16 protein-coding genes are annotated in these 19,438 nt (G+C 71.8%); 6 read left to right on the top strand and 10 right to left on the bottom strand.

Going from position 1 to position 19,438, the window contains the following annotated elements; translation table 11 throughout:
• Positions 1-51: 51 nt before the first annotated feature.
• The 4 genes from LXT21_RS38595 to LXT21_RS38580 all read right to left on the bottom strand — a co-directional run bounded on the left by LXT21_RS38595 (position 52) and on the right by LXT21_RS38580 (position 5,227).
• Complete coding sequence (locus tag LXT21_RS38595) at positions 52-1,053, bottom strand: M48 family metalloprotease (RefSeq protein WP_254043326.1); 1,002 nt, start codon at positions 1,051-1,053, stop codon at positions 52-54.
• Positions 1,053-1,628: an SH3 domain-containing protein gene (locus LXT21_RS38590; RefSeq protein ID WP_323395551.1), complete on the bottom strand. Its 576-nt coding sequence runs from the start codon at positions 1,626-1,628 to the stop codon at positions 1,053-1,055. The genes LXT21_RS38595 and LXT21_RS38590 overlap by 1 nt, the downstream gene beginning before the upstream one ends.
• Before the next feature lie 21 nt (positions 1,629-1,649).
• The gene (locus LXT21_RS38585; protein ID WP_254043240.1) at positions 1,650-4,064 is read right to left on the bottom strand and encodes a CHASE2 domain-containing protein; all 2,415 of its coding nucleotides are present in this window, start codon (positions 4,062-4,064) and stop codon (positions 1,650-1,652) included.
• 572 nt (positions 4,065-4,636) lie between these two features.
• Complete coding sequence (locus LXT21_RS38580) at positions 4,637-5,227, bottom strand: DUF924 family protein (protein ID WP_254043239.1); 591 nt, start codon at positions 5,225-5,227, stop codon at positions 4,637-4,639.
• A 128-nt stretch (positions 5,228-5,355) separates the two neighbouring features.
• On the opposite strand from LXT21_RS38580, the gene LXT21_RS38575 reads away from it, so the two are divergent.
• The 4 genes from LXT21_RS38575 (at position 5,356) to LXT21_RS38560 (ending at position 10,339) form a co-directional block, all read left to right on the top strand.
• On the top strand, positions 5,356-5,913 hold the full coding sequence (locus LXT21_RS38575; RefSeq protein WP_254043238.1) for a TspO/MBR family protein: 558 nt from the start codon (positions 5,356-5,358) through the stop codon (positions 5,911-5,913).
• A gap of 188 nt (positions 5,914-6,101) precedes the next feature.
• Positions 6,102-6,659 carry an RNA polymerase sigma factor gene (locus LXT21_RS38570; RefSeq protein ID WP_323395548.1) on the top strand — a complete coding sequence of 186 codons (558 nt, stop codon included), beginning with the start codon at positions 6,102-6,104 and terminating at the stop codon, positions 6,657-6,659.
• A complete protein-coding gene (locus LXT21_RS38565; protein WP_254043236.1) occupies positions 6,656-9,643 on the top strand; it encodes a CHAT domain-containing protein in 2,988 nt (995 codons plus the stop codon). Before LXT21_RS38570 ends, LXT21_RS38565 begins: the two co-directional genes overlap by 4 nt.
• 87 nt (positions 9,644-9,730) lie before the next feature.
• A complete protein-coding gene (locus LXT21_RS38560) occupies positions 9,731-10,339 on the top strand; it encodes a hypothetical protein (protein ID WP_254043235.1) in 609 nt (202 codons plus the stop codon).
• On the opposite strand, the gene LXT21_RS38555 is transcribed toward LXT21_RS38560, so the two are convergent.
• From LXT21_RS38555 to LXT21_RS38545, 3 genes are all read right to left on the bottom strand, one after another.
• Positions 10,333-10,500: a hypothetical protein gene (locus LXT21_RS38555; RefSeq protein ID WP_170300435.1), complete on the bottom strand. Its 168-nt coding sequence runs from the start codon at positions 10,498-10,500 to the stop codon at positions 10,333-10,335. The two genes, LXT21_RS38560 and LXT21_RS38555, sit on opposite strands and share 7 nt — an antisense overlap.
• A gap of 156 nt (positions 10,501-10,656) precedes the next feature.
• Positions 10,657-12,588 carry a PAS domain-containing sensor histidine kinase gene (locus tag LXT21_RS38550; RefSeq protein WP_254043234.1) on the bottom strand — a complete coding sequence of 644 codons (1,932 nt, stop codon included), beginning with the start codon at positions 12,586-12,588 and terminating at the stop codon, positions 10,657-10,659.
• A gap of 154 nt (positions 12,589-12,742) precedes the next feature.
• Complete coding sequence (locus tag LXT21_RS38545) at positions 12,743-15,376, bottom strand: M1 family aminopeptidase (protein ID WP_254043233.1); 2,634 nt, start codon at positions 15,374-15,376, stop codon at positions 12,743-12,745.
• Between the two features lie 136 nt (positions 15,377-15,512).
• On the opposite strand from LXT21_RS38545, the gene LXT21_RS38540 reads away from it, so the two are divergent.
• Positions 15,513-16,292, top strand: coding sequence for a J domain-containing protein (locus LXT21_RS38540; RefSeq protein ID WP_254043325.1), 780 nt, complete (start codon positions 15,513-15,515; stop codon positions 16,290-16,292).
• Between the two features lie 44 nt (positions 16,293-16,336).
• Here LXT21_RS38540 and LXT21_RS38535 read toward each other — a convergent pair whose 3' ends face one another.
• Positions 16,337-17,329 (bottom strand): endonuclease/exonuclease/phosphatase family protein, encoded by a 993-nt coding sequence (locus LXT21_RS38535; protein ID WP_254043232.1) that lies wholly within the window; start codon positions 17,327-17,329, stop codon positions 16,337-16,339.
• Positions 17,330-17,587: 258 nt separating this feature from the next.
• Here LXT21_RS38535 and LXT21_RS38530 point away from each other — a divergent pair, with 258 nt between their 5' ends.
• A complete protein-coding gene (locus LXT21_RS38530; RefSeq protein ID WP_254043231.1) occupies positions 17,588-18,151 on the top strand; it encodes a hypothetical protein in 564 nt (187 codons plus the stop codon).
• A gap of 36 nt (positions 18,152-18,187) precedes the next feature.
• Here the strand turns inward: LXT21_RS38530 and LXT21_RS38525 are convergent, their stop codons facing one another.
• Together LXT21_RS38525 and LXT21_RS38520 are read right to left on the bottom strand one after the other, a co-directional pair.
• Positions 18,188-18,586, bottom strand: coding sequence for a DUF3037 domain-containing protein (locus LXT21_RS38525; RefSeq protein WP_254043230.1), 399 nt, complete (start codon positions 18,584-18,586; stop codon positions 18,188-18,190).
• Positions 18,564-19,349: a HipA family kinase gene (locus LXT21_RS38520; RefSeq protein ID WP_254043229.1), complete on the bottom strand. Its 786-nt coding sequence runs from the start codon at positions 19,347-19,349 to the stop codon at positions 18,564-18,566. The genes LXT21_RS38525 and LXT21_RS38520 overlap by 23 nt, the downstream gene beginning before the upstream one ends.
• Positions 19,350-19,438: the final 89 nt, after the last annotated feature.

Genomic DNA, 19,438 nt, shown 5'->3' with positions numbered 1-19,438 from the left:
CGAGGCGCGGCTTCGGTGGGAAGGGGCGCCCCGGGCGTGGGGCGCCCGCGCCTACTTCCCGTCGTTCGCCACGCTGCTGCGGCCCGCGCCCTTCTTCACGGCGGCGACGAGCTCCGGCTGCAGTGGTGGGCTGCGCAACCCCTCCAGGGACAGCTCCGCGAACTCACCCTCGCGCGGCTTCAGGCTCTCCAGGAAGGTCTTGAGCTTCTCCTCCCGGTCCGCCTTCTTCGGGTGCCGCGAGCCCAGGCGTGAGCCGTCCTTCGTCTTGCCCAGGACCGTGATGTACTCCTTGGGGTCGTAGCCGGCCGAAATCATCAGCCGCGCGGCGAGCTGGTCCGCCGCGTACTCCTGCTCCTTGTCGTTGCCGCTCTCCGCCAGGCCGATGACCTTCTCCGTCAGGTCACCGAGCAGCGCCGTGTCGCTGTCCAGGTCCAGGTTGCCGCCACTGCCACCCGCGGCGATGAGCTGACCGGAGCCCCGGACGTTGGCCTCCATCGTCACCGCCACCTTGCAGAGGCTCACCTTCGCGGCATTGTACTGCTGGATGGAGTGCTTGAGCACCACGTGCGCGATTTCATGCGCGAGCACGCCCGCGAGCTGGCTCTCGTTGTCCAGCTCCGACAAGAGCTTCCGGGTGACGAAGACGTAGGCCCCCGGCGTGGACACCGCGTTGAAGTTCTGGTCGTCGTTGAGGACGCCGAAGGTCCAGTCCAGCGTGGGCCTCGGCGACTGCGCGCCCAGGTTCTTCCCCACCGTGTTGAGGTAGTCGTGCACCGCGTGCACGCGGGTGTCCTTCGCGCCGCCAGTGGCGCCCATCAGCCCGCCGCCACCCTCCACCCAGTGGACCGCCATGGCGCTGCCGATGGCGTACTCCTCTTGCACCGTGGGCTCCACGTCGAGCTTCTCGCACTCGTCGCGCTGCTTCTGTGACGCCGCCGAGTTGTTGACCGTCCTGCCGGCCACGTTCGCCACCTGCGCGAGCGTGACGCCCTTGCACGACACCGTCAGCAGCCCCAGGCCCAGCAGCGCCGCCGTCTTCCCGAGCGCCTTCATCACGAGCCCCCCTTCGGCTTGTTCTTCGCCCCGCCCGAGCGGGCCGTCGTCTCCGCGCCCACCACCGGGTGCAGCCCCGCCGCCGCGGCGTGCTTCGCGATGTCCTGGGTGGACACGTCCTTGGCCGCCTTCTCCAGGCTCTGCAGCTGCGCCACCGCCTGCTTGTGCCCGCCGCCCTTCTTGTTGCCGTACGCGACGGCGCCGGGGCTGAGCGCCTTCACCGCGGCGCCGCTGGAGACGAAGCCCTCCGGGTTGACCTTGCGCTTGCCCTGGTCCCCGACGACGAGCTCCAGGTTGGGCGCGGTGGTGGACAGGTTGGACTGGAACACGAAGCCGCGCTTGCCGGCGGACGTCTTCACCTTGTGCCACTGCTTGTTCTTCGTGTCCGCGCCCTCCCACTTCACCTGCTCGCCCGGCTGGAGGATGACCACCGCGTTCGCCGTGGGCGAGGGGCTCTCCATCACCCGCGTGTTCTTCGCCTTCACGTACAGCGAGCCCCCCACCGCCACCGCCGAGGACAGGCCCGGCAGGCCCACCATCAGCAACGCGGCCACCCACGCCGCTCTCGTTCTCATCCCCATGACTTCAGACTCCTTTCACTTGTCCAGGCTCGCCACGCCATCGAAGCCCGGCGGCGGCGACTCGGCATACTTCCGACAACGCTCCAGCAGCGCTTTCGTCGGCCCGTCGTCCACGTCCTCGGCCGCGAGCCACTCCAGCTCCGACGCGGCCTCCTCGAAGCGCGCCTGCCGATAGAGCGCCAGCGCCACGTGGTAGCGCTCCACCGTCACCCGCTTGCGCGCGTCCAGCCCACCCTTGAGCGCGAGCAGTTCGTACACGGTGACGGCCTCCGTCTTGCCCGCCACCCGCACCCGGTCCAGCTCGCGCACCTCGATGTGCTCGCGCGCCAGCTCGTACGTGCGCGGGCCAATCATGATGACCGAGCCGTACGCCTTGTTCGCGCCCTCCAGCCGCGCCGCCAGGTTCATCCCGTCGCCGATGGCCGTGTAGCTGAAGAGCTGCTCGCTGCCGAAGTTGCCCACGAAGTTCACCGCGGAGTTCACCCCGATGCGCGTGTAGACGTCCGGCAGCCCCTTGGCGCGGAACTCCTCGCGCATCGCGTCCACCTCCGCCTTGGCCGCCAGCGCGCCCCGGCACGCTCGCACCGCGTGGTCGTCCTGGCGCATGGGCGCGCCGAACAGACACACCACCGCGTCCCCGATGTACTTGTCCAGGCACGCGCCCTCCTTCAGCAACACGCCGCTCACCCGCGTCAGGTACGTGTTGAGGATGCGCACCAGGCTGCGAGGGTCCTCCTTGAAGCGCTCGCTGAAGGTGGAGAAGCCGCGGATGTCGCTGAAGAAGGCGCTGATTTCGACGTTCTCCCCGTCGAGCTTCGGCAGCTTGCGCTCGGCAATCATCTGCTCCACGAGCTTGGGCTCCATGAAGCGACTGAACGCGGCGCGCACGAACTCCGTCTCGCGGTTGGCCACCAGGTGGTTGAAGGCCACCGCGGCGACGCCCGCGAGCAGCCCCGCCATGGAGGGCAGCGCCGTCAGCAGGTGCGAACCCTTCGACAACACCAGCCCCGCCACCAGGTACATGCCCACCGGCAGCACCACCGGCCACGCGATCTCCAGCGGCGTCCAGCGCGTCGTCATCAGCAGCACGACCGACGCCAGCGCCACCAGCAGCGTGAGCGCCAGGTCCACCGCCAGCGGCGTGCGCGTGATGAACTGGCCGTCCCCCAGGAGCGTGTCCAGCACCGACGCCTGCTTCATCACGCCGGGCACCTCCGCCAGGAACGAGGTGGCCTTGATGTCGCCCAGCCCCAGCGCCGTGCCGCCGATGACCACCACCTTGCCGCGGAACACCTCTCGCGACAGCCCCGAGGGCTGCCCGCTCTCCCGTCGCACCCAGCCGTCCAGCACGTCCAGCAGCGGCACCGTGTGGAAGCGCTCGTGCAGCGGGCCTCCGCCGTAATCCATCGCCGCGCCGCCGTCCGCGTCGACGCGATACTGGCGGCCACCCACCTTCAGCATCCCGCCGGAGAGCTCCACCTGCCTGGCGCGGAAGAGCCCCGCGGCCACGCGCACCGGCAGCGTCGGGTACGTGTTGACGCCGTCCGAGTACGCGAAGCGCGTGCGGCGCATGAACCCATCCGGGTCCGTCTCCGTGTCCACCAGGCCGAAGCCATCCACCGCGCCCACCAGCACCGGGATGGGCGGCACCGGGTGGCGCACGGCGTGTGTCCCGCCCGTGTCGCCGGGGACAGGGTGCTCACCCGCCGCCTCGCGTCCCTCCAGCAGCGGTGGCGCGTGGCCCGCGACCCTCACGGGGAAGGCGAGCGCCCGCGCCATCTCCTCGGGCGTGACGGCGGGCAGCACGCGCTCGTCCGGCGTGTCGGTGAAGGACTCGCCTTCTTCCTCCGGGAAGGTCTCCTCGCCTCCCGAGGGCGCGCTCTCGGGGGTCGCCACGGGCACGGAGGGCACGGGCTCAGGGGCGAGCGGGGACGCAGGCGCCGCGTCGAAGTCCGCGCGGGGCAGGGGCTGCGCGTTGACGTTGGTGGAGACGCCGAGGAAGAACGGGATGCGCGTGTCGCGCAGCACCTGGGCGAAGGCCAGGTCCGTGGACGCGTCCGAGGAGCGCTCGTCCATCACCGCGTCGAAGACGATGGCGCGCGCGCCCTCCGCCTCCAGCTGCTCCACCACGCGGGCCCAGAGGTTGCGGCTGTAGGGCCACGTGCCGAAGTTGAGCGTGTAGCGCTCGTTGGCGCGGATGCCGTCCAGCGTGCCCTGGTCGATGACCACCACCGACACGGTGGGCGACAGTCCTCTTTCGCCCGTGAACGCCGTCAGCGCTTGGTCGTACGCGCCGCGCTCCAGGTCGTCCAGCCAGCCGCCCCACCACGCCACGGCGGACAGCACCGTGGACAGCGCCGCGATGCCCAACATCAACCGCCAGTGGTCACGCCAACGCTGACGGATGATTCTCCCGGTCTCGCCTGCCACGGCCCCCTCTTGCCCTGTGTGGGGTGTATCGCGTGTCACACTAGCCCAAGCCTTCGCGTCCTCGCGGCAGACGAGCGTGAAAACAAAAAATCCCGGCTGAGCCACGACGCATGGCTCGGGCGTGCTCCTTCGTCCGCCCTCCAGACGGGGCACGCCCCTCCGTATTCTCGGGCGGCTCACGGAGCGCCGGGCGCTTCATGGGTCATCCCACGAAGGGGGCGTGGGTCGCACCCCGAGGTGGCGGGAGGCGACATGGGCAGCGACAGGGCAGGCGAGCTGTTGCCATGCCCACGTGGGCGTGAGGTCTCACCCGTGAGGGCCTGGAGTGCATCGCGCCCACCCGGGCCTCGTCTCCGAGCGTGACGTTACCGCGCGAGGGACGTCGCGGACGACGCGGGTGGGAACAGGGCGCCGAGCTGATGCGTGGCCCGGGCCTGGACGGGCCGGCGACCCGCGCTCAGCTCACGCTCGATGTGGAGACCGGGCGCCGGATGCCGGCGCACAGCGCGCGCGCCGTGAGAGCTTCAGCCCGGAGGCCCAGGCCTCGCGGGCCAGTCCGGTCTGACGTCGACTCAGAAGGACGAGCCCGGCTCCTGGAGGAAGCGTGCCTCCTCGGGAGTCGAGGCCCGTCCCAGCGCGTCGTTGCGGTGCGGGAAGCGCCCGAAGCGCTCGATGACGTCCCGGTGCCTCCGCGCGTAGTCGAGCGTCTCCACGCTGCCGGAGTGGTGCATCGTCAGGAGCTCGAAGAGGTCCACCGAGAGCCGCTGGTCGTACAGCTCCTCGCTGTGCTCGAACGGCAGGTACATGAACCAGCGCCACACCGAGGGCAGCGTCACGTCCAGCCCCCGGGCCAACGCGTGCCGGGCCACCGAGCGGGCCTTCGCATCCGTGGCGAACGCGCGCGGCGTGCCCCGGAAGAGGTTGCGGGGCACCTGGTCCAGCAGCAGCAACAGCGCCAGGCACGTGCGGGCTTCGTTGCGCCAGGAGTCCAGCTCGCCCGCCGCCGCGCGCTCGTGGGCTGCCAGGAACCGCTCCCTGCACTCCGCATCGAAGGCCGCGTCGCGCTGGAACCAGACGGCCCGAGGTCGGATGCACGCTGGATTGCGAACCGGGTCCGCCGGCTGACCGAACCAGAAGTCGAGGACTTCCTCCGCACTCACCATGACGTTCCTCCCCAAAGGCTCGATAGAGCGCCCACCCGTCAACAGTCAACGGGGGTGGACCTGAGGGCAGGTCGTTACCACCTTGCAGCGAACACTGTGCCCGCACACCGCGCGCAAGGAGACAGACCATGCACACTTCGTGGGAGACCTCGACGCGCACCGTGCCCGGGCCGGTGAAGCGCACCGCCCTCAACCCCACGCTGCGCACCGAGTCCGTCATCGCGTTGGGCGCGTTCGGCGCGCTCACCTTGGGCGCCGCCGCGCTGGGGGCCCGCCACAGCACCGCGGACACGCGCTGGTACCGCCACCTGCGCAAGCCTCCCTTCCAACCGCCGCCCTCCGCCTTCGGGCCGGTGTGGACCGCGCTCTACGCGCTCATCGCCGTCTCCGGCTGGCGCGTGTGGACGGCGCCGGCGGGGCCCTCTCGCTCCCGGGCGCTCGGGTGGTGGGGCGTGCAGCTGGGCCTCAACGCCGCGTGGTCCTGGCTCTTCTTCGGCAGGCACCAGCCCAGGAAGGCCCTGGCCGACAACCTGGCGCTGCTGGGCAGTATCGGGGCTTACATCGCCGCGACGCGCGAGGTGGACCGGCCCGCCGCGTGGCTGGTCGCGCCCTACCTGGCCTGGGTGGGCTTCGCCAACGTCCTCAATGGCGAAATCGTCCGGCGCAATCCCTCTTCCGGACACTGAGGCGCCAGGCCGACGAGCCTGGCGGAAAATCCGCGGGAAATCCGGCCGGGAAGATGGCGGCGGGGCGTCGTTGAGAAGGGCGACCCGCCATGGATGCTTTCGCCCTGCAACCACCTGCCGTACGCGCCCGTCGCCCCCGGTCCCGGGGCTTGACGGCCCAGGACGCGCCGGTCCAGCCTGCACTCCGCGTGGATAGCGGGCCTCCCTCAACGCCGAACCTCGACAGTCGCTGGTTCTCCGCCTTCGTCCGGACGCACGAGGCGGCGTTGCGCGCCACCGCGCTCCGGTTGTGTGGAAACGCGGCGGAGGCCGGGGACCTGCTGCAGGACACCTACGAGCGCGGGTTTCGCAACCTGTCGCGCTACCGCCCCGGCACGGACGGGCGCGCGTGGCTGCTCACCATCCTCCACCACCTCTTCATCGACAAATGCAGGGCGAAGACGCGTGAGCGTCGCTCGGACGTGTCGGCGGAGGAGCTGGAGGAGCGCATCGCCGCGCCGGAGCCGGAGGCCGCCCCCGCGTGGGCCTCCATCAGCACGGAAGCGCTGCGCGAGGCCCTGACGCGGATTCCGGAGGAGTTCGCGACGGTGTACCGGCTCCACGCCCTGGAGGGGATGCCCTATCAGGACATCGCCGAGCGTCTGGGGATTCCCAAGGCGACGGTGGGCACGCGCCTCATCCGCGCGCGCCGCAAGCTGAAGGAGCTGTTGATGCCCGGCGCCACCGGCAAGGCGGAGGCGTCATGAGCGCTCCGGAGCCCATGGACCCGCACGACCTGGTGCACGCCTTCGCGGATGGCGAGCTGTCCCAGGAGGAGGCGGAGCTGTTCCGCGAGCACCTGGCCACGTGCGAGGCGTGCCAGGAGGAGCTCGACGACATCCTCCAGCTCCAGGCGCTGGGCACCCGGCTCGGGGCCGAGGAGGCTCGCGAGGCTCCGAGCGACATCGCCGCGCCCGTGCAGCCGCAGCCCGGGGTGTCCGCGCCCGCGCGCGCCTTTCGTCCCGCGTGGAGCCGCCGCAAGTGGGTGGCCGCCGTCGCGCTGTCCGGCTCGCTGGCCGCCATCCTGGTGCTGGTGGCCGTGCGCCCGGGGACGTCGGGTGTCCGCGATGATTCGCGGCTGTTGGCCCTGGCGCCCACGCGCTCCATGGAGGCGCGGCTGAGCTGGTCCGGCGCCAGCGCGCACCGTCCCTACGGTGTGCTGCGCTCCGGCGACGAGCGCCCGCGTGAGCTGGTGCCGCTGCAGGTGCTGGCGAAGCTGGAGGAGCAGGGGGATTTGCAGGGCCTCGCGGTGGGGCACCTCTTGCGCGGCGAGCGCGAGCAGGCGGCCGACTACCTCCAGCGCGCGCCCGCGTCGCCGGACGTGGACAGCGACAAGGCGGTGGTGGCGCTCGCGAAGGGCGAGCTCGAGTCCGCGCTCGTCCTGCTGGACGGTGTGCTGGAGAAGCACCCGCGGCACCCGCAGGCCTTGTGGAACCGCGCGCTCGTGCTGCGCGAGCTGGGGCTGGACGCGCTCGCGGCCGAGGCGTTCGACGCCGTCGTCTCACTGGGTGAGCCCGGCTGGGCGGAGGAGGCGCGGGAGCGCGCCGCGGTGCTGCGCCGTCAGCTGGAGGGGCGTCGCGGGGTGTGGGACTCCGCGCAGCAGGCTGGCCGTACGCTCGCGCTGCAAGGCGCCGTGTTCCCGGAGGACGTGGCGCGGGCGGTGCCGGGCACGGCGCGCAACTGGCTCAACATCGCGCTGTGGACCGCGCCCTCCGCCGAGCGGGTGCGCGCGCTGCTGCCGCTGGCGCGCGTGCTGGACGCGCACTACGGCGGCGACACGGTGACGGCCTCCGTGGAGCGCGTGGTGCAGCTGGACTTCGCGCGCCGCGAGCCCTTCGCGGCCCGCTTCCGTGAAGTGCTGGAAGGCACCTTCGACACCGCCTCGCTCGAGCCGCTGGTGAAGGAGCTGTCCGGCTCGCAGCACCAGGACATCCTGCTGGGCGTGCTGCCGCTGGCGGGCGGGCTGCCGGCGCACATCGACGTGTACGAGAAGGTGGCGCGCTCGCTCGGGGACTCGTGGCTGACGCTCAACGCGGAGCGCGAGCGCGCGCTGGCCGAGTACGGCAGGGGAGACCTGGCCGGCGCGGAGGCGCGGCTCCTGCGCGCGGTGGCGGCGTGCGAGGTCGCGAAGGCGGACTACCGCTGCGGCCAGCTGGAGCACCTGCTGGCGCACATCTACAAGGACGAGCACCGGCTGGTGGAGGCGCGCGAGCACGCGCTGGCGGGCCTGGGCTGGGCGCGGCAGACGCAGGAGTGGACGCTTCAGGCGGACCTGCTGCTGGTGCTGGGCGACATGGCCCGCTTCCGCAACGCCTTCGCCCTGACGCGCGCGTACCTGGGCGAGCAGGCCTTGAGGGACAGGGGCTGCGCGGCCCACCGGCACGTGCACGAGAGCCTGGCGTCGCTGCACGTCTTCGCGCTGCGTCCCCAGGCCGCGCGCGAGGAGCTGGAGAAGGCCCCGGTGTGCGACGTGCCCTTCTTCCTCAACGGCGCCTTCGTGCTGGCGGACCTGGCGCGGTTGGACCCGAAGCCGGGTGACGTGGAGAAGGTGCGCGAGGGCCTGGCGAAGCTGGACGCCGCGGGCTGGCTGCGCCCGGGTGAGAAGGTCATGGCGACGCACATCCAGGGCCGCGCCGTCATCGGCTCGGACCGCGCGGAGGGCCAGCGGCTGTTGGGGCAGGCCATCGTCACCGGTGAGCTGCTGGGCGCGGCGGACCCCGTCGCCGCCAAGGCGCGCGCGTACAGCTACTCGTCGCTCATCCTGGACGCGGGCTCGACCGGAGACTGGGCGCGGGCGCTGGCCCTGTTCGCCCAGGAGGCCCGCGTGCCCGCCCCCGAGCGCTGCGCCCTGGGCGTGGAGGTGCACGACGAGCGCACGCTGACGGCCGCGCGCGGACCCGCCGGAGAGCTGCTGGGCCACCAGGACGCGAGCCGCCGCTCGCCCGACTTCGACGTGGCCTCGCTGGTGCCCGCCTCCGTCATCGCCGCGCTGAAGCCGTGCGAGCACGTGAGCGTCTTCGCGCGCTACCCCGTGCACGGACAGGCGGGCCTGCTGCCGCCGGACATCGCGTGGAGCTACCACACGGGCACCCAGGCCCAGGCGCCCAAGGTCTCCGCGCCGCGCCCGCTGGTGGTCTACGACGTGGATGCGCCCGCGTCGCTGAACCTGCCCCGGCTGCGTAGCTGGGAGCTGTCCGGCGGGCCGTCTCCGCGCCGCGTGGAGTTGACCGGCGCGGCCGCCACGCCGTCGCGATTGTTGGCGGAGCTGGCGCAGGCCACCGAGGTGGAGATTCACGCGCACGGCCTGGTGAACCTGGGCGTGTCGGACGCGTCGCTGCTGGTGATGGCGCCCGAGGCCGGCGGCCGCTACGCGCTCACCGCGGGCCAGGTGCGTCAGCAGACGCTGCAGGGCGCGCCGGTGGTGCTGCTCGGCGCGTGTCAGGCGGCCCGGACGGCCCCGTACCTCCACGCGCCGTGGAGCCTCCCCGTGGCCTTCGCCGAGGCGGGCGCGCGCGCCGTCATCGCCTCGCCCATCGACATCCCGGACGCAGAGGCCGGGCCCTTCTTCGCGCGGGTGATGGAGCGCATCCGCGCCGGTTCCACCGCAGCCCTCGCGCTCCGAGACGAAAGGCTGCGCGTGTTGTCCACGCAGCCCGACAGCTGGGTGAAGACAGTCGTCGTCTTCGAGTAGCCCCCGTCACCGCCGTCCGTCCCTCACCTCGGCTCCTTCGGGCCGAGCACGCTCCACGTGTCACTTCACACCGAGGAAACCACGCCCATGAAGACGCTCCGTTCCGCGCTGCTGTGCCTCGTCACGCTGTCCACCTTCGCCGCGTGCGGCGTCGACCCCATCGACCAGGCCCCGCCCGAGACGCTGGAGTCCTTGGGCTCCGTCTCGCAGCAGGCCGTGCTGCCGCCTCCGCCGATTCCCAACTACTGCCCGGGCACCACCATCCCCGGCACGCCGTGGGGCGTCCCCACCGCGCCCACGGCGCTGTCCAGCATCCCCAGCGGCACGCCGATGTTCCCCAACAGCACCTCGCTGCTCAGCGCGTACACCGTCATCGTCACGGACCCGAACGACGCCAACGCCTTCTACGCCTTCGGCTTCGACGTGCGCGCCCAGCGGCTCATCTTCTGGGTGTCCGGCGCGAAGCCGGAGCTGCGCCGCCTCAACAGCCAGCTCGCCACCGACATCACCGTGCTGGAGACGTCCTCCGGCATCGACATGGGCTTCACCTGGGGCACCAGCGGCCAGGTCGGAGGCCCGCTCATCCCCCGGCCGGGTGTGGCCGAGGGCGCGTGGAAGGTCGCGTACAACAACTTTGCGCAGCTCGACCACTACCTCATCAGCCCGTCCGTGCCGGGCGTCGCCCCCATTCAGTGACGCAGCTTCGAAGGAGGAGGCGGATTGAGGGCCAGCACGCCCGCCATGTAGCGCGCCTGTCCCTCCGTGGTGCAGCGGACCTCCTGGATGCGCCCCGCCACCTTCACGCGAACCAACCAACCGTCATTGTCGCGAGTCCAAGCCGGAGTTTCCGTCGTCATGTGCCTGCTCCTCTCGGGTTCGACTTCTCTGCCGGGATGAAAAGCAGCCCTCGTGCCAGCGTCTGAAACACCTGAATCCAGGTGCTGGCGCCCACCGGATGCGAAGTGGTGGACACCGGGGGCTGTAGTTCTTTCGGGAGCGGGGGTGGCGGAGCTTCAGTGGACGTGGCGCTCCGGCTGGGAAGCGGGCGGGTGAGCGGCGGCGCCCGTCAACAACGGGAGGGCGACGTGGAAGGTGGCCCCTTCTCCCACCTGACTCTCGACCCAGATGCGGCCGCCGTGGCGCTCGACGATGTCGCGGCTGATGTACAGGCCCAGGCCCAGCCCGCCGTACGAGCGCGAGGACACGTTGCGCGCGCGGAAGTAGCGCTCGAAGAGGAGCTTCTGCTGGTCCTCGGGGATGCCGATGCCCGGGTCCTTCACCGACAGCAGCGCCAGCTCCCCACGCGTCTCCAGCTTGATGTGGATGATGCCGCCGTCGGGGCTGTACTTGAGGGCGTTCTCCACCAGGTTGGTGACCACCTGCTCCAGCCGGTACGGGTCCGCGAACACCTGCACGTCGCGCTCGGGCCGCTCGTAGCGCAGCTCGTGTCCACCGCGCTGCGCCTCCATCGCCTGCAGCACGTGCTCCACCAGGCTGTCCAGGCGCGTGGCCTGGGGATGCAGCGCCAGCCGGCCCGCCTCGATGCGGGACGCGTCCAGCAAGTCGTTGATGAGCCCTGTCATGCGCAAGAGGTGCTGGCGCGCGTGGCGCAGCGTGGTGGGGTCCACGCTCTCGCCGCGCTCGAGCCTGCGCTCCAGCGTGGCCAGCCGGAGGCTGAGCGGTGTCAGCGGCGTCTTCAGCTCGTGCGAGGCGATGGACAGGAAGTCGTCGCGCACGCGGATGGCTTCACGCGCCTCGCGGTACAGCCGCTCGCGCTCCTCCTCGGCGAGCCTCCGCTGGGTGATGTCCTCCACCAGCACGCCCACGCCCAACAGGTGTCCGTCCGGCGCGCGCACCGGGTAGCAGCTCCCCGTGAGCAGCCGCCGGGGGCCGGGATAGCCCACGGCCTGGGTGTCCACCTCCTGGTCCACCACGGGCTCGCCGGTGTCCAGCACGTGCCGGAGCATGGCCTCCGCGACGCGGCCGCCCTCACCCAGCACTTCGTAGGGCGTGCGCCCCAGGTGGGCCTCGGGGGGGAGGGCGTTGATGCGCGCCAGCCGGCTGTTGACGCGCACGTAGCGCAGCTGCGCGTCGAGGAACCCCAGGGCCACGGGCGCGGTCTCGAACAGGGTGATGAGCAGGGCCAGGTTCTCGTCGCGCTGGCGCTCGGCGCGGCGGCGCTCGGAGACGTCCTCGACCAGGCCCACGCCGCCCTCCACGTGGCCCGCGTCATTGTAGCAAGGGGCGAAGCGGATATGGACGGGCGTCACCTTGTGGCTGGTGACGGAGGCGTAGTCCCCCACGTAGTCCGCGCTGTGGCCCGCGAGCGTCTCGCGCACGCATGCCATGAGCTGCTCGTCGCGCAGGGACATGAGGTTGAGCCCCACCACCACGCGCTTGGGCGTACCGACGATGGCGGCCAGCCGCTCGTTGCAGGCGGTGATGACGGGCGTGGTGTCGTAGTGGAAGATGCCCAGCGGCGCGTTCTCCACGACGAGGCGATAGAGGTCGTCCCCGCTGGTCCGCCTCACCTCGCCGTCATCACGAGGGTGCTCCAGGGGTTCGTGGAGGGTGTCGATGACCTCGTGCATGCGCCGGAGGCTGAGGACGATGCGCTCATCCTCGCCCTCGCCCGAGGTCCCCACCGTGAGCTCCACCAGCACCTCCACGCCGTCGCGCCGTCGCGCGAGCACCTTCGTGGGCCGCCCTCCGAGCGCCTGCCTGCGCGAGAGCAGGTAGCGCACCAGGCTCTGGTCGCCGTGGTGCCGCAGGCGCTTCGGGAAGAGCTCGGCCACGGGGCGGCCCCGGAGCTCCTCGCGCGTCCAGCCGAGCAGGCGCTCCGCGGCGCGATTGATGAGGTATACGCGCTCGTGGGCATCGCAAGCGACCCACGGGTCGACCGCGGCGTCCAGCCAGGCACTGAGCTCCTCGTTGGCTCCGGCCATGTCGTCCCCTGCGCCCGTCGTCGGACGCAGAGACGCGGGCCGCCAACGCGCGCCATGGGCGTGGCCCCGCGGAGGGGCTCGTCCCGTGGTGCCTTACAGGTAGCCACGAAGGGCCTCGGGCGCGCCGTCGCGTGAGCCCGGCGCGCCTGGACGCTCAGCGTCGACGCTTGCCGGCGGGACGCTTGCTCGCCTTCTCGCGTGTGGAGGACTGCTTGCCTCGCGCGGACTTCGGGGCGGAGACCTTCGACGTGGGCGTCGGGAGAGGCTTCGCCAGGGAGAGCCCCTCCAGCTTCTCGCGCATCGCGCGCGTGGCCTCCTTCAGCGCGTCCACCTCCTCGCGCAACGACGCCAGCTCACGCGCCTGGGGCTCGCCCTCGCGCAGCGCTCGCACGGTCTCGCGCGCGGCGCGACGGGCGCGGGCGTCGCTGAGCGGCGTGCCCTCCAGCGCGGGGATGATGCGCCGGTCCCCCAAGGTCCTCGCGGCCTCGAAGACGCCCATCTGCACGCGGAACATCGGGTCTCGCAAGAGCTCCGTCAGCAGGTCCACCGCCTCGCGCTGACGGCCCGCCACCTCCGCCAGTCGGGCCACGGCCTGCGTGGCCGCGCGGCGCAGGAACGCGGGCTGGCCGTACGCGGTGCGCGCCTCCACCAGGGCGAAGGCGGCCGGGTCCTGCGACTCGGCGAGCCCGTCCATGGCGCCCACGGCGATGGCGTTCTGGAAGGACGGGCGCGTGGAGGTGGTCTCCAGCACCGTCAGCGCATCGGCGGCGCGCAGCTTGCCGTAGCTGCGCGCGGCCTCCGCCTCCACGAAGTAGCTGGTGTCTCCGGATTGCAGGAGCGAGCGCAGCAGCGCGATGACCTCCGCGTCGCGGCGGAACTCCCCCAGCGCGGCGACGACGGCGCGGCGCACGCGCGGGTGCTCGGCGCGCAGGCTCGCGAGCAGTCGGGCGCGGGCCTCCGGAGTTCGGATGCGGCCCAGGGCCCTGGCGCACGCGGCGCGGGTGCCCCAGAACAGGCGTGAGTCCGCGAGCGCGGTGCCCAGCGTCTCCACGGCGCGGTGGCCTCCGTCGCGGCCCAGCGCGTGGGCGGCCTCGGTGCGCGCGCGGGACTCGGGCGCGGCGCGCAGCTCCTCCAGCCAGAGGCCCACGGCCTTGTCCACGTCCAGCGTGCCCAGCACGTCGCGGCGCGGGTCCACGCGCACCTGCGAGGGCGCGGTGGGGCAGGGCAGGTGGAAGAAGTGCTCCGCGTCCGTCACCTCCAGCCGGTGGCGGGTGTCCTTGCCCTCGACGGTGATGACGACGTCCAGCGGCAGGCGGAACAGGGGCGTGCCCGCGTCGGTGCGCTGCGTCTGGCGCACCTTGAGGCGCAGCCGGCCCTCCTCGGCCTCGTGGCGCACCTCCACCTTGAGCTCCGGGTGGCCGGGGGCGAAGACGTACTGGTCGAAGAAGGCGTCCAGGTTGTGGCCGGTGGCCTGCTCGAAGGCGCGCGACAGGTCCACCGTCTCCACCGAGCCGTGCCGGTGACGCGAGACGTAGTGGCGCAGGCCGCGGAAGAACAGCTCGTCGCCCAGGCGGCGGCGCAGCTCGTGGAGGACCAGGCCGCCCTTCTCATAAAGGTGCCGGTCGAAGACGTCCAGCGGGGCGTGGAAGCGGCGCGAGACGATGGGCCGCGCGTAGCGCTCCTTCACCTCGCCCAGGTAGGCCTCCAGGTCCGCGAGCCGGTGCTGGTCGGCCTCGTCCTGGCCGTCCGCGCGCTCCTTCCACAGCACCTCGAACCAGGTGGCGAAGCCCTCGTTGAGCCAGCCGTGGGGCCAGTCGCGGCAGGTGAGCAAGTCACCGAACCACTGGTGCGCCAGCTCGTGGGAGATGAGCGGCTCCGCGTTGTAGTCCGCGTGCGCGCGCGCGTCGTGGAGGACGGAGTCGGTGAGGCTGGTGGCGGTGGTGTTCTCCATGCCGCCGAAGATGAACTCGGTGAGGAACACCTGCGCGTAGCCGCTCCACGGGTAGGGCTCGCCGGTGGCCTCCTGGAACACGCGCACCATCTCCGGGGTGCGCCGCACGCACCGCAGCGCGTCCTCGCGGCGTCCGCGCGGGAAGAGGTAGCGCAGCGGGACGGTGCCCGCGGTGTCGGTGAGCTCCTCGAAGTCGCCCACCGCGAGGGTGACGAGGTAGGGCGCGTGCGGCTGCTCCATGCGGTAGTGCTGGGTGCGCCGCTGGTCCTGCACGGTGTCGGAGACGAGCACGCCGTTGGAGAGCGCGGTGAGGCCCTCGGGGAAGGTGGCGATGAGCTCCGAGGTGGCCTTCTGCGCGGGCGTGTCCAGACAGGGGAACCAGTGGCGCGCGTCGGTGTCCTGGTTCTGGGTCCAGGCCTGGCGGGGCCGGTCCGGGTAGGCGGCCTCCGGGCCCCAGAAGTAGAGGCCCCGGCGCGGGCGGGCGGTGTAGTGGATGGCCACCTCCGCGGCCTGGCCGGGCGGCAGCGGCGCGGACAGCTCCACGCGCACGTGGGAGCCGGAGTTGACGAAGCGCACGGGGCGCTCGTCGACGAGGACGCGCGAGACGTCCAGGTCCACCGCGTCGAAGGTGAGGGTGGAGGACAGCCGCACGGCGGACACACGGGTGGTGCAGACGCCGGTGACGCGGCCTTGCTCGAAGTCGAGCTCCAGTTGGATGCGCACGTGCTCGGCGCGCAGGGGGCGCTCCGCGGCGTAGTGCTCGGTGGCGCCGGGGAGGCTGAAGGCGCGGGACTGGGGGAGGGCGGGCTCGGAGGAGTGACGGTGGCAGCAGCGCATATGCGGGGATGACTCTTTCCCAAGCGCGCGAAACCGTCGAGCCGGTGTTTCGCCGCATTGTTCCGCCCTGCACCCTCTTGCCGCGTCAGGACATAACGCCTGTCTGGACGGCGCGGGACGGACTACGTTGTCCACCGTGCAGTTCGTCCTCTTCTATTCGGACAAGCGGGTGCGCGAGCAGCTCTTCGCCCATGTGGACGGGACGCGAGGGGTGTTGCTGGTGACGGGCGTGCGTCATGGCGTGGCCATGCGCTCCCCCGAGGCGCGCGAGCCCTTCGCCACGCTGGAGTTCCTCCACGGCCGCGTGTTGACGCAGGTGCTGGTGGCGGACGAGGGCACCCCGGACGGCATGTGGAGGGACCCGTTGGGGGATTTGGGCGACAAGCTGCACCCCGACAGCAAGGATGACGCGTATGCCGTCACCACGGGCTACCTGCTGCTGGTGGATGGCCAGCCGCGCCAGGTGGTGCGCAAGCACGGCCTGCCCGCCGAGGACCTGTGGTTCCTCGAGGACGCGCTGAGTCGGCTGGAGCCGCGCATCCCCGCGCCGGACCCCGCGCGCCGTCCGGGGAAGAAGCGCCCGGAGCCCGCGCCTCGCGCACCGCGTCGTCCCGCCAGCACCGGCGCGCCCCGGGAGTCCTCGGACGCCGGTAGCGCTCACGACCCGGAGGCCACGCCTCCCCGGGGCACTCGGGTGCGGAGCGAGGAACCCGTGCGCAAGGACGCGTGGGAAGTGCTGGGGCTGGAGCGGGGCATGTCCCGGGACGAGGCGCGCAAGGCGTTCCGCGCGCTCATCGCCGGCTATCACCCGGACAAGGTGGCGCACCTGGCGCCGGAGTTCCGGGAGCTGGCCGAGCGCCGCACGCGCGAAATCCTGGAGGCGTGGGAGCGCGTGGAGCAGGAGCTCGAGTCGTAGCGGCGCGCCGCGGCCACCCCGTCACCCGGGCGCGAGCCGCGCGGTCAGCCCACGCTCGGAACGCCGGGCACGGGCAGCGTGACGGGGAGCGCATCCAGCGCGAAGCGCGCGACGATGGGCATGTGGTCCGACAGTCCGTGGAAGCGGCTCTTCAAGTCGCCGAACGGGTGCGTCTCCTCCGTGTCGAGCCAGCGCACGCCGCCGCCGGAGAACATGTGGTCCAGGTGCATGCGCATGTGCATGAAGCCCGCGGTGGGGAAGCCCCGCGACACGCTCGGGTCAATCTGCCCCACGGCGGCCTGGGCGCACGTGAAGGCGACATCCCCGGTGAGGTAGCGGAACACGGGGGACGACGGCGGCGAGTTGAAGTCCCCGCAGACGATGAACGGCTCCTCGGCGCGCAGGCTGCCCACGAAGTCCGCCAGCTTGCGCGCCTCGTGGAGCTGGTTCACACCGCAGCCCATCTTGTCCTTGGTGGACCAGAACTCGCGCGCGAAGGGCGTGGGCAGGCTCAGGTGGGTGTTGAAGACGTGGAAGGGCCGCCCGTCCTCGCGGCGCACCAGGCGCATGTGCGCGCAGATGCGGCTCTGCTTGCGGTCCTTGAGCCGCTGCACGTGGTGGTGGGTGATGGACATGGGCGAGTCCACGTTGTGCTTGTCCACCTGGAGGGTGCGCTTGTTGACGAGCACCGCCAGCCCCGTGGTGTAGAGCGACACCTCGCCCAGCTTGTAGTGGTGCGCGCGGAAGTAGAACGCCTCGTAGGGCATGTCGCGCCCCTGCGCGGCGAACGTCTCCTCCATGCGCCCCATGAAGGCCATGAGTTGCGTCTCGCCGGGCAGCTTGGGGCGATGGGCGATGGTGCTGCGCAACGAGGTGGTCTCCACCTCCTGCAGGCACACCACGTCCGGCAGCGGGTCCAGCCCGGCCAGGGCGAAGGCCACCCGGCGCTTGGGGCCCACGGTGCTCGCCAGACCCCGGAGCATGTGGCCGAAGTAGCGGACGTTGTACGTGACGATTCGAATCGAAGAGTCGGGCATACGAGGTCCGTGCCCGTCCCGGGCACGCCACAAAGCTACTCATCCGCCCGCCCGCGCGCCCCCGATTCCTCACGCCTCGGACGGTTGACAGACAGTCGCCCCTCCCGTGCGGGAAGCTCCCGCCGGCCCGAGGGTTGCGTGGGTTTCCCCGCCCTGGGGGCCATGCTTTCCTGTCCGGGAGAAAGGCGCCCGCCTGCCCGGTGGGGTGGCGGACGCCCGGGGCCGGCGAGGGTGGTCTCCCGTGGAACTGGAGAGTCGATGAACGCGATGAGATGGGCGGCGCCGCTGGCGCTGCTGGCGGTGGGCTGTGGCGGCTTCGAGCAGGAGACGTATGACGTGGAGCTGGACGCGGCCCAGGCGGCGGCCGTGCCCTATGCCTGCACCGACAAGACGGCGAAGGAGCCGGTGGCGGTGCCGGGCACCAGCGGAGCCTCCGGCCTGGCGCTCCAGCAGCGCTGGACGGTGCGCGCCGAGAAGTACGGCGCCACGAGCATCGAGGTGCCCGACGTCTCCTTCACGCTGCACCGGGGCGACGTGGCGACGCTCGACGAGGACGACGCGCCGGACATCCTCCAGGGCACGCGGTCCGAGGAGGGGCCGTTCCAATACGTGGACATCCGCTCCACTCCATCGACCGTGGCCGGTGAGTCGAACATCGTCTACGTGCTGCGCTTCTACATCGCCAACGACTCGCTGGAGGACGACGACATCGAGGGCTTCGTCGACGTGCGGCGCACCACGTTCGAGGGCCTGGGCATCGACGCGAGGGAGCTGGAGGAGTGCACGTACAAGGTCCGCTTCACCGGTCGCCGGGTGAAGTGAGCCCGGGGCAGGGCAGCCCTCGGGCCCACTCGGGCGTCACGACGCGCGCTTGACGCGCACCACGGTGTTCAGCAGGTGCTCCAGGGCGGCCTGGGGCTCCAGGCTCAGCCCCGAGTGCACCGGCCCCGTCTGGAGCATGGTGCTGCGCGGGGCCACGAGCCAGTGCCAGCGCTCCTTCTGCGGCAATTGACCGATGGGCCCCGAGCCCTTGCCGCCCACGCAGACGCGCTGGAAGCTGTCCAGGTGGCAGCGCACCGTCTCCAGGTCGACGTCGGGCGCGAGCGCCTTCAAGCGCGTCTCGTCCACCTCCACGCGCGCGCCCAGGAAGCGCTGCGTGGTGCAGTAGAGGACGACGCCCACGTTGATGAACTCCTCGCGCTCCACGCGCGGGACGACGCGGATGATGGCGTAGTCAAACGAGCTGTGCGCGGGCACGGGCCGCCTCCTCGATGAAGGCCGGCAGGGCCTCGACACGCTTGCACAGCCAGCTCACGTAGGCGGCGCGGTGCGCCTCCACGGTGGGGAAGGGGGACTCGGCCGCCTTCAGCCAGCCCTCCGGAATCCCCGCGACGGTGGTCTCCATCAGCGCCCGCGTGAAGTGCGTGGACAGCAGCGCCTGCGCCTGGGGCAGCTGGCTCGCCCACGGCAGCAGCACGTGGTCCTTGATGGGGGCGAAGCGGCTCTGGCTGCGCTCCTCCCAGTCCTCCCACGCGTGGTGGAAGTAGAGCGACGCGCCATGGTCGATGAGCCACAGCTCCCGGTGCCAGCACAGGAGGTTGGGGTTCTTCGGCGTGCGGTCCACGTTGGTGATGAACGCGTCGAACGCCACCAGCGACGACGCCACGTCCACCTTCGGCGCGGGCCCCGCCACCGGGTCGAACGTCACCGAGCCGGGCAGGTAGTCCAGCGCCAGGTTCAGCCCCGCGCTCGCCTTGAGCAGCTCGCGAATCTCGCTGTCCGGCTCGTTGCGGCCCAGCGCCGGGTCCAGCTCCACCAGCACCAGCTCCGGCACGCGCAGGCCCGCGGCCCGGGCCAGCTCCGCGGCGATGTACTCCGCGATGAGCGCCTTGGCCCCCTGGCCCGCCCCCCGGAACTTCACGACATACAGCCCCGCGTCGTCCGCCTCGACGATGGCGGGCAGCGAGCCCCCCTCGCGCAGGGGCGTCACGTAGCGCGTGGCGACGATGGTCCTCGGCATCCTTCCCGTCCTCGCCCCACGCCGCGTCCTGGCTGGGGCCTGTCGGGCCAAACCCCCGGAAGGAGGCGCCCGGCCGCGCTCTACCACGC

Source organism: Myxococcus guangdongensis, from assembly GCF_024198255.1.
Lineage (GTDB): Bacteria > Myxococcota > Myxococcia > Myxococcales > Myxococcaceae > Myxococcus > Myxococcus guangdongensis.
This window is presented reverse-complemented; position numbering and strand designations above follow the sequence as displayed.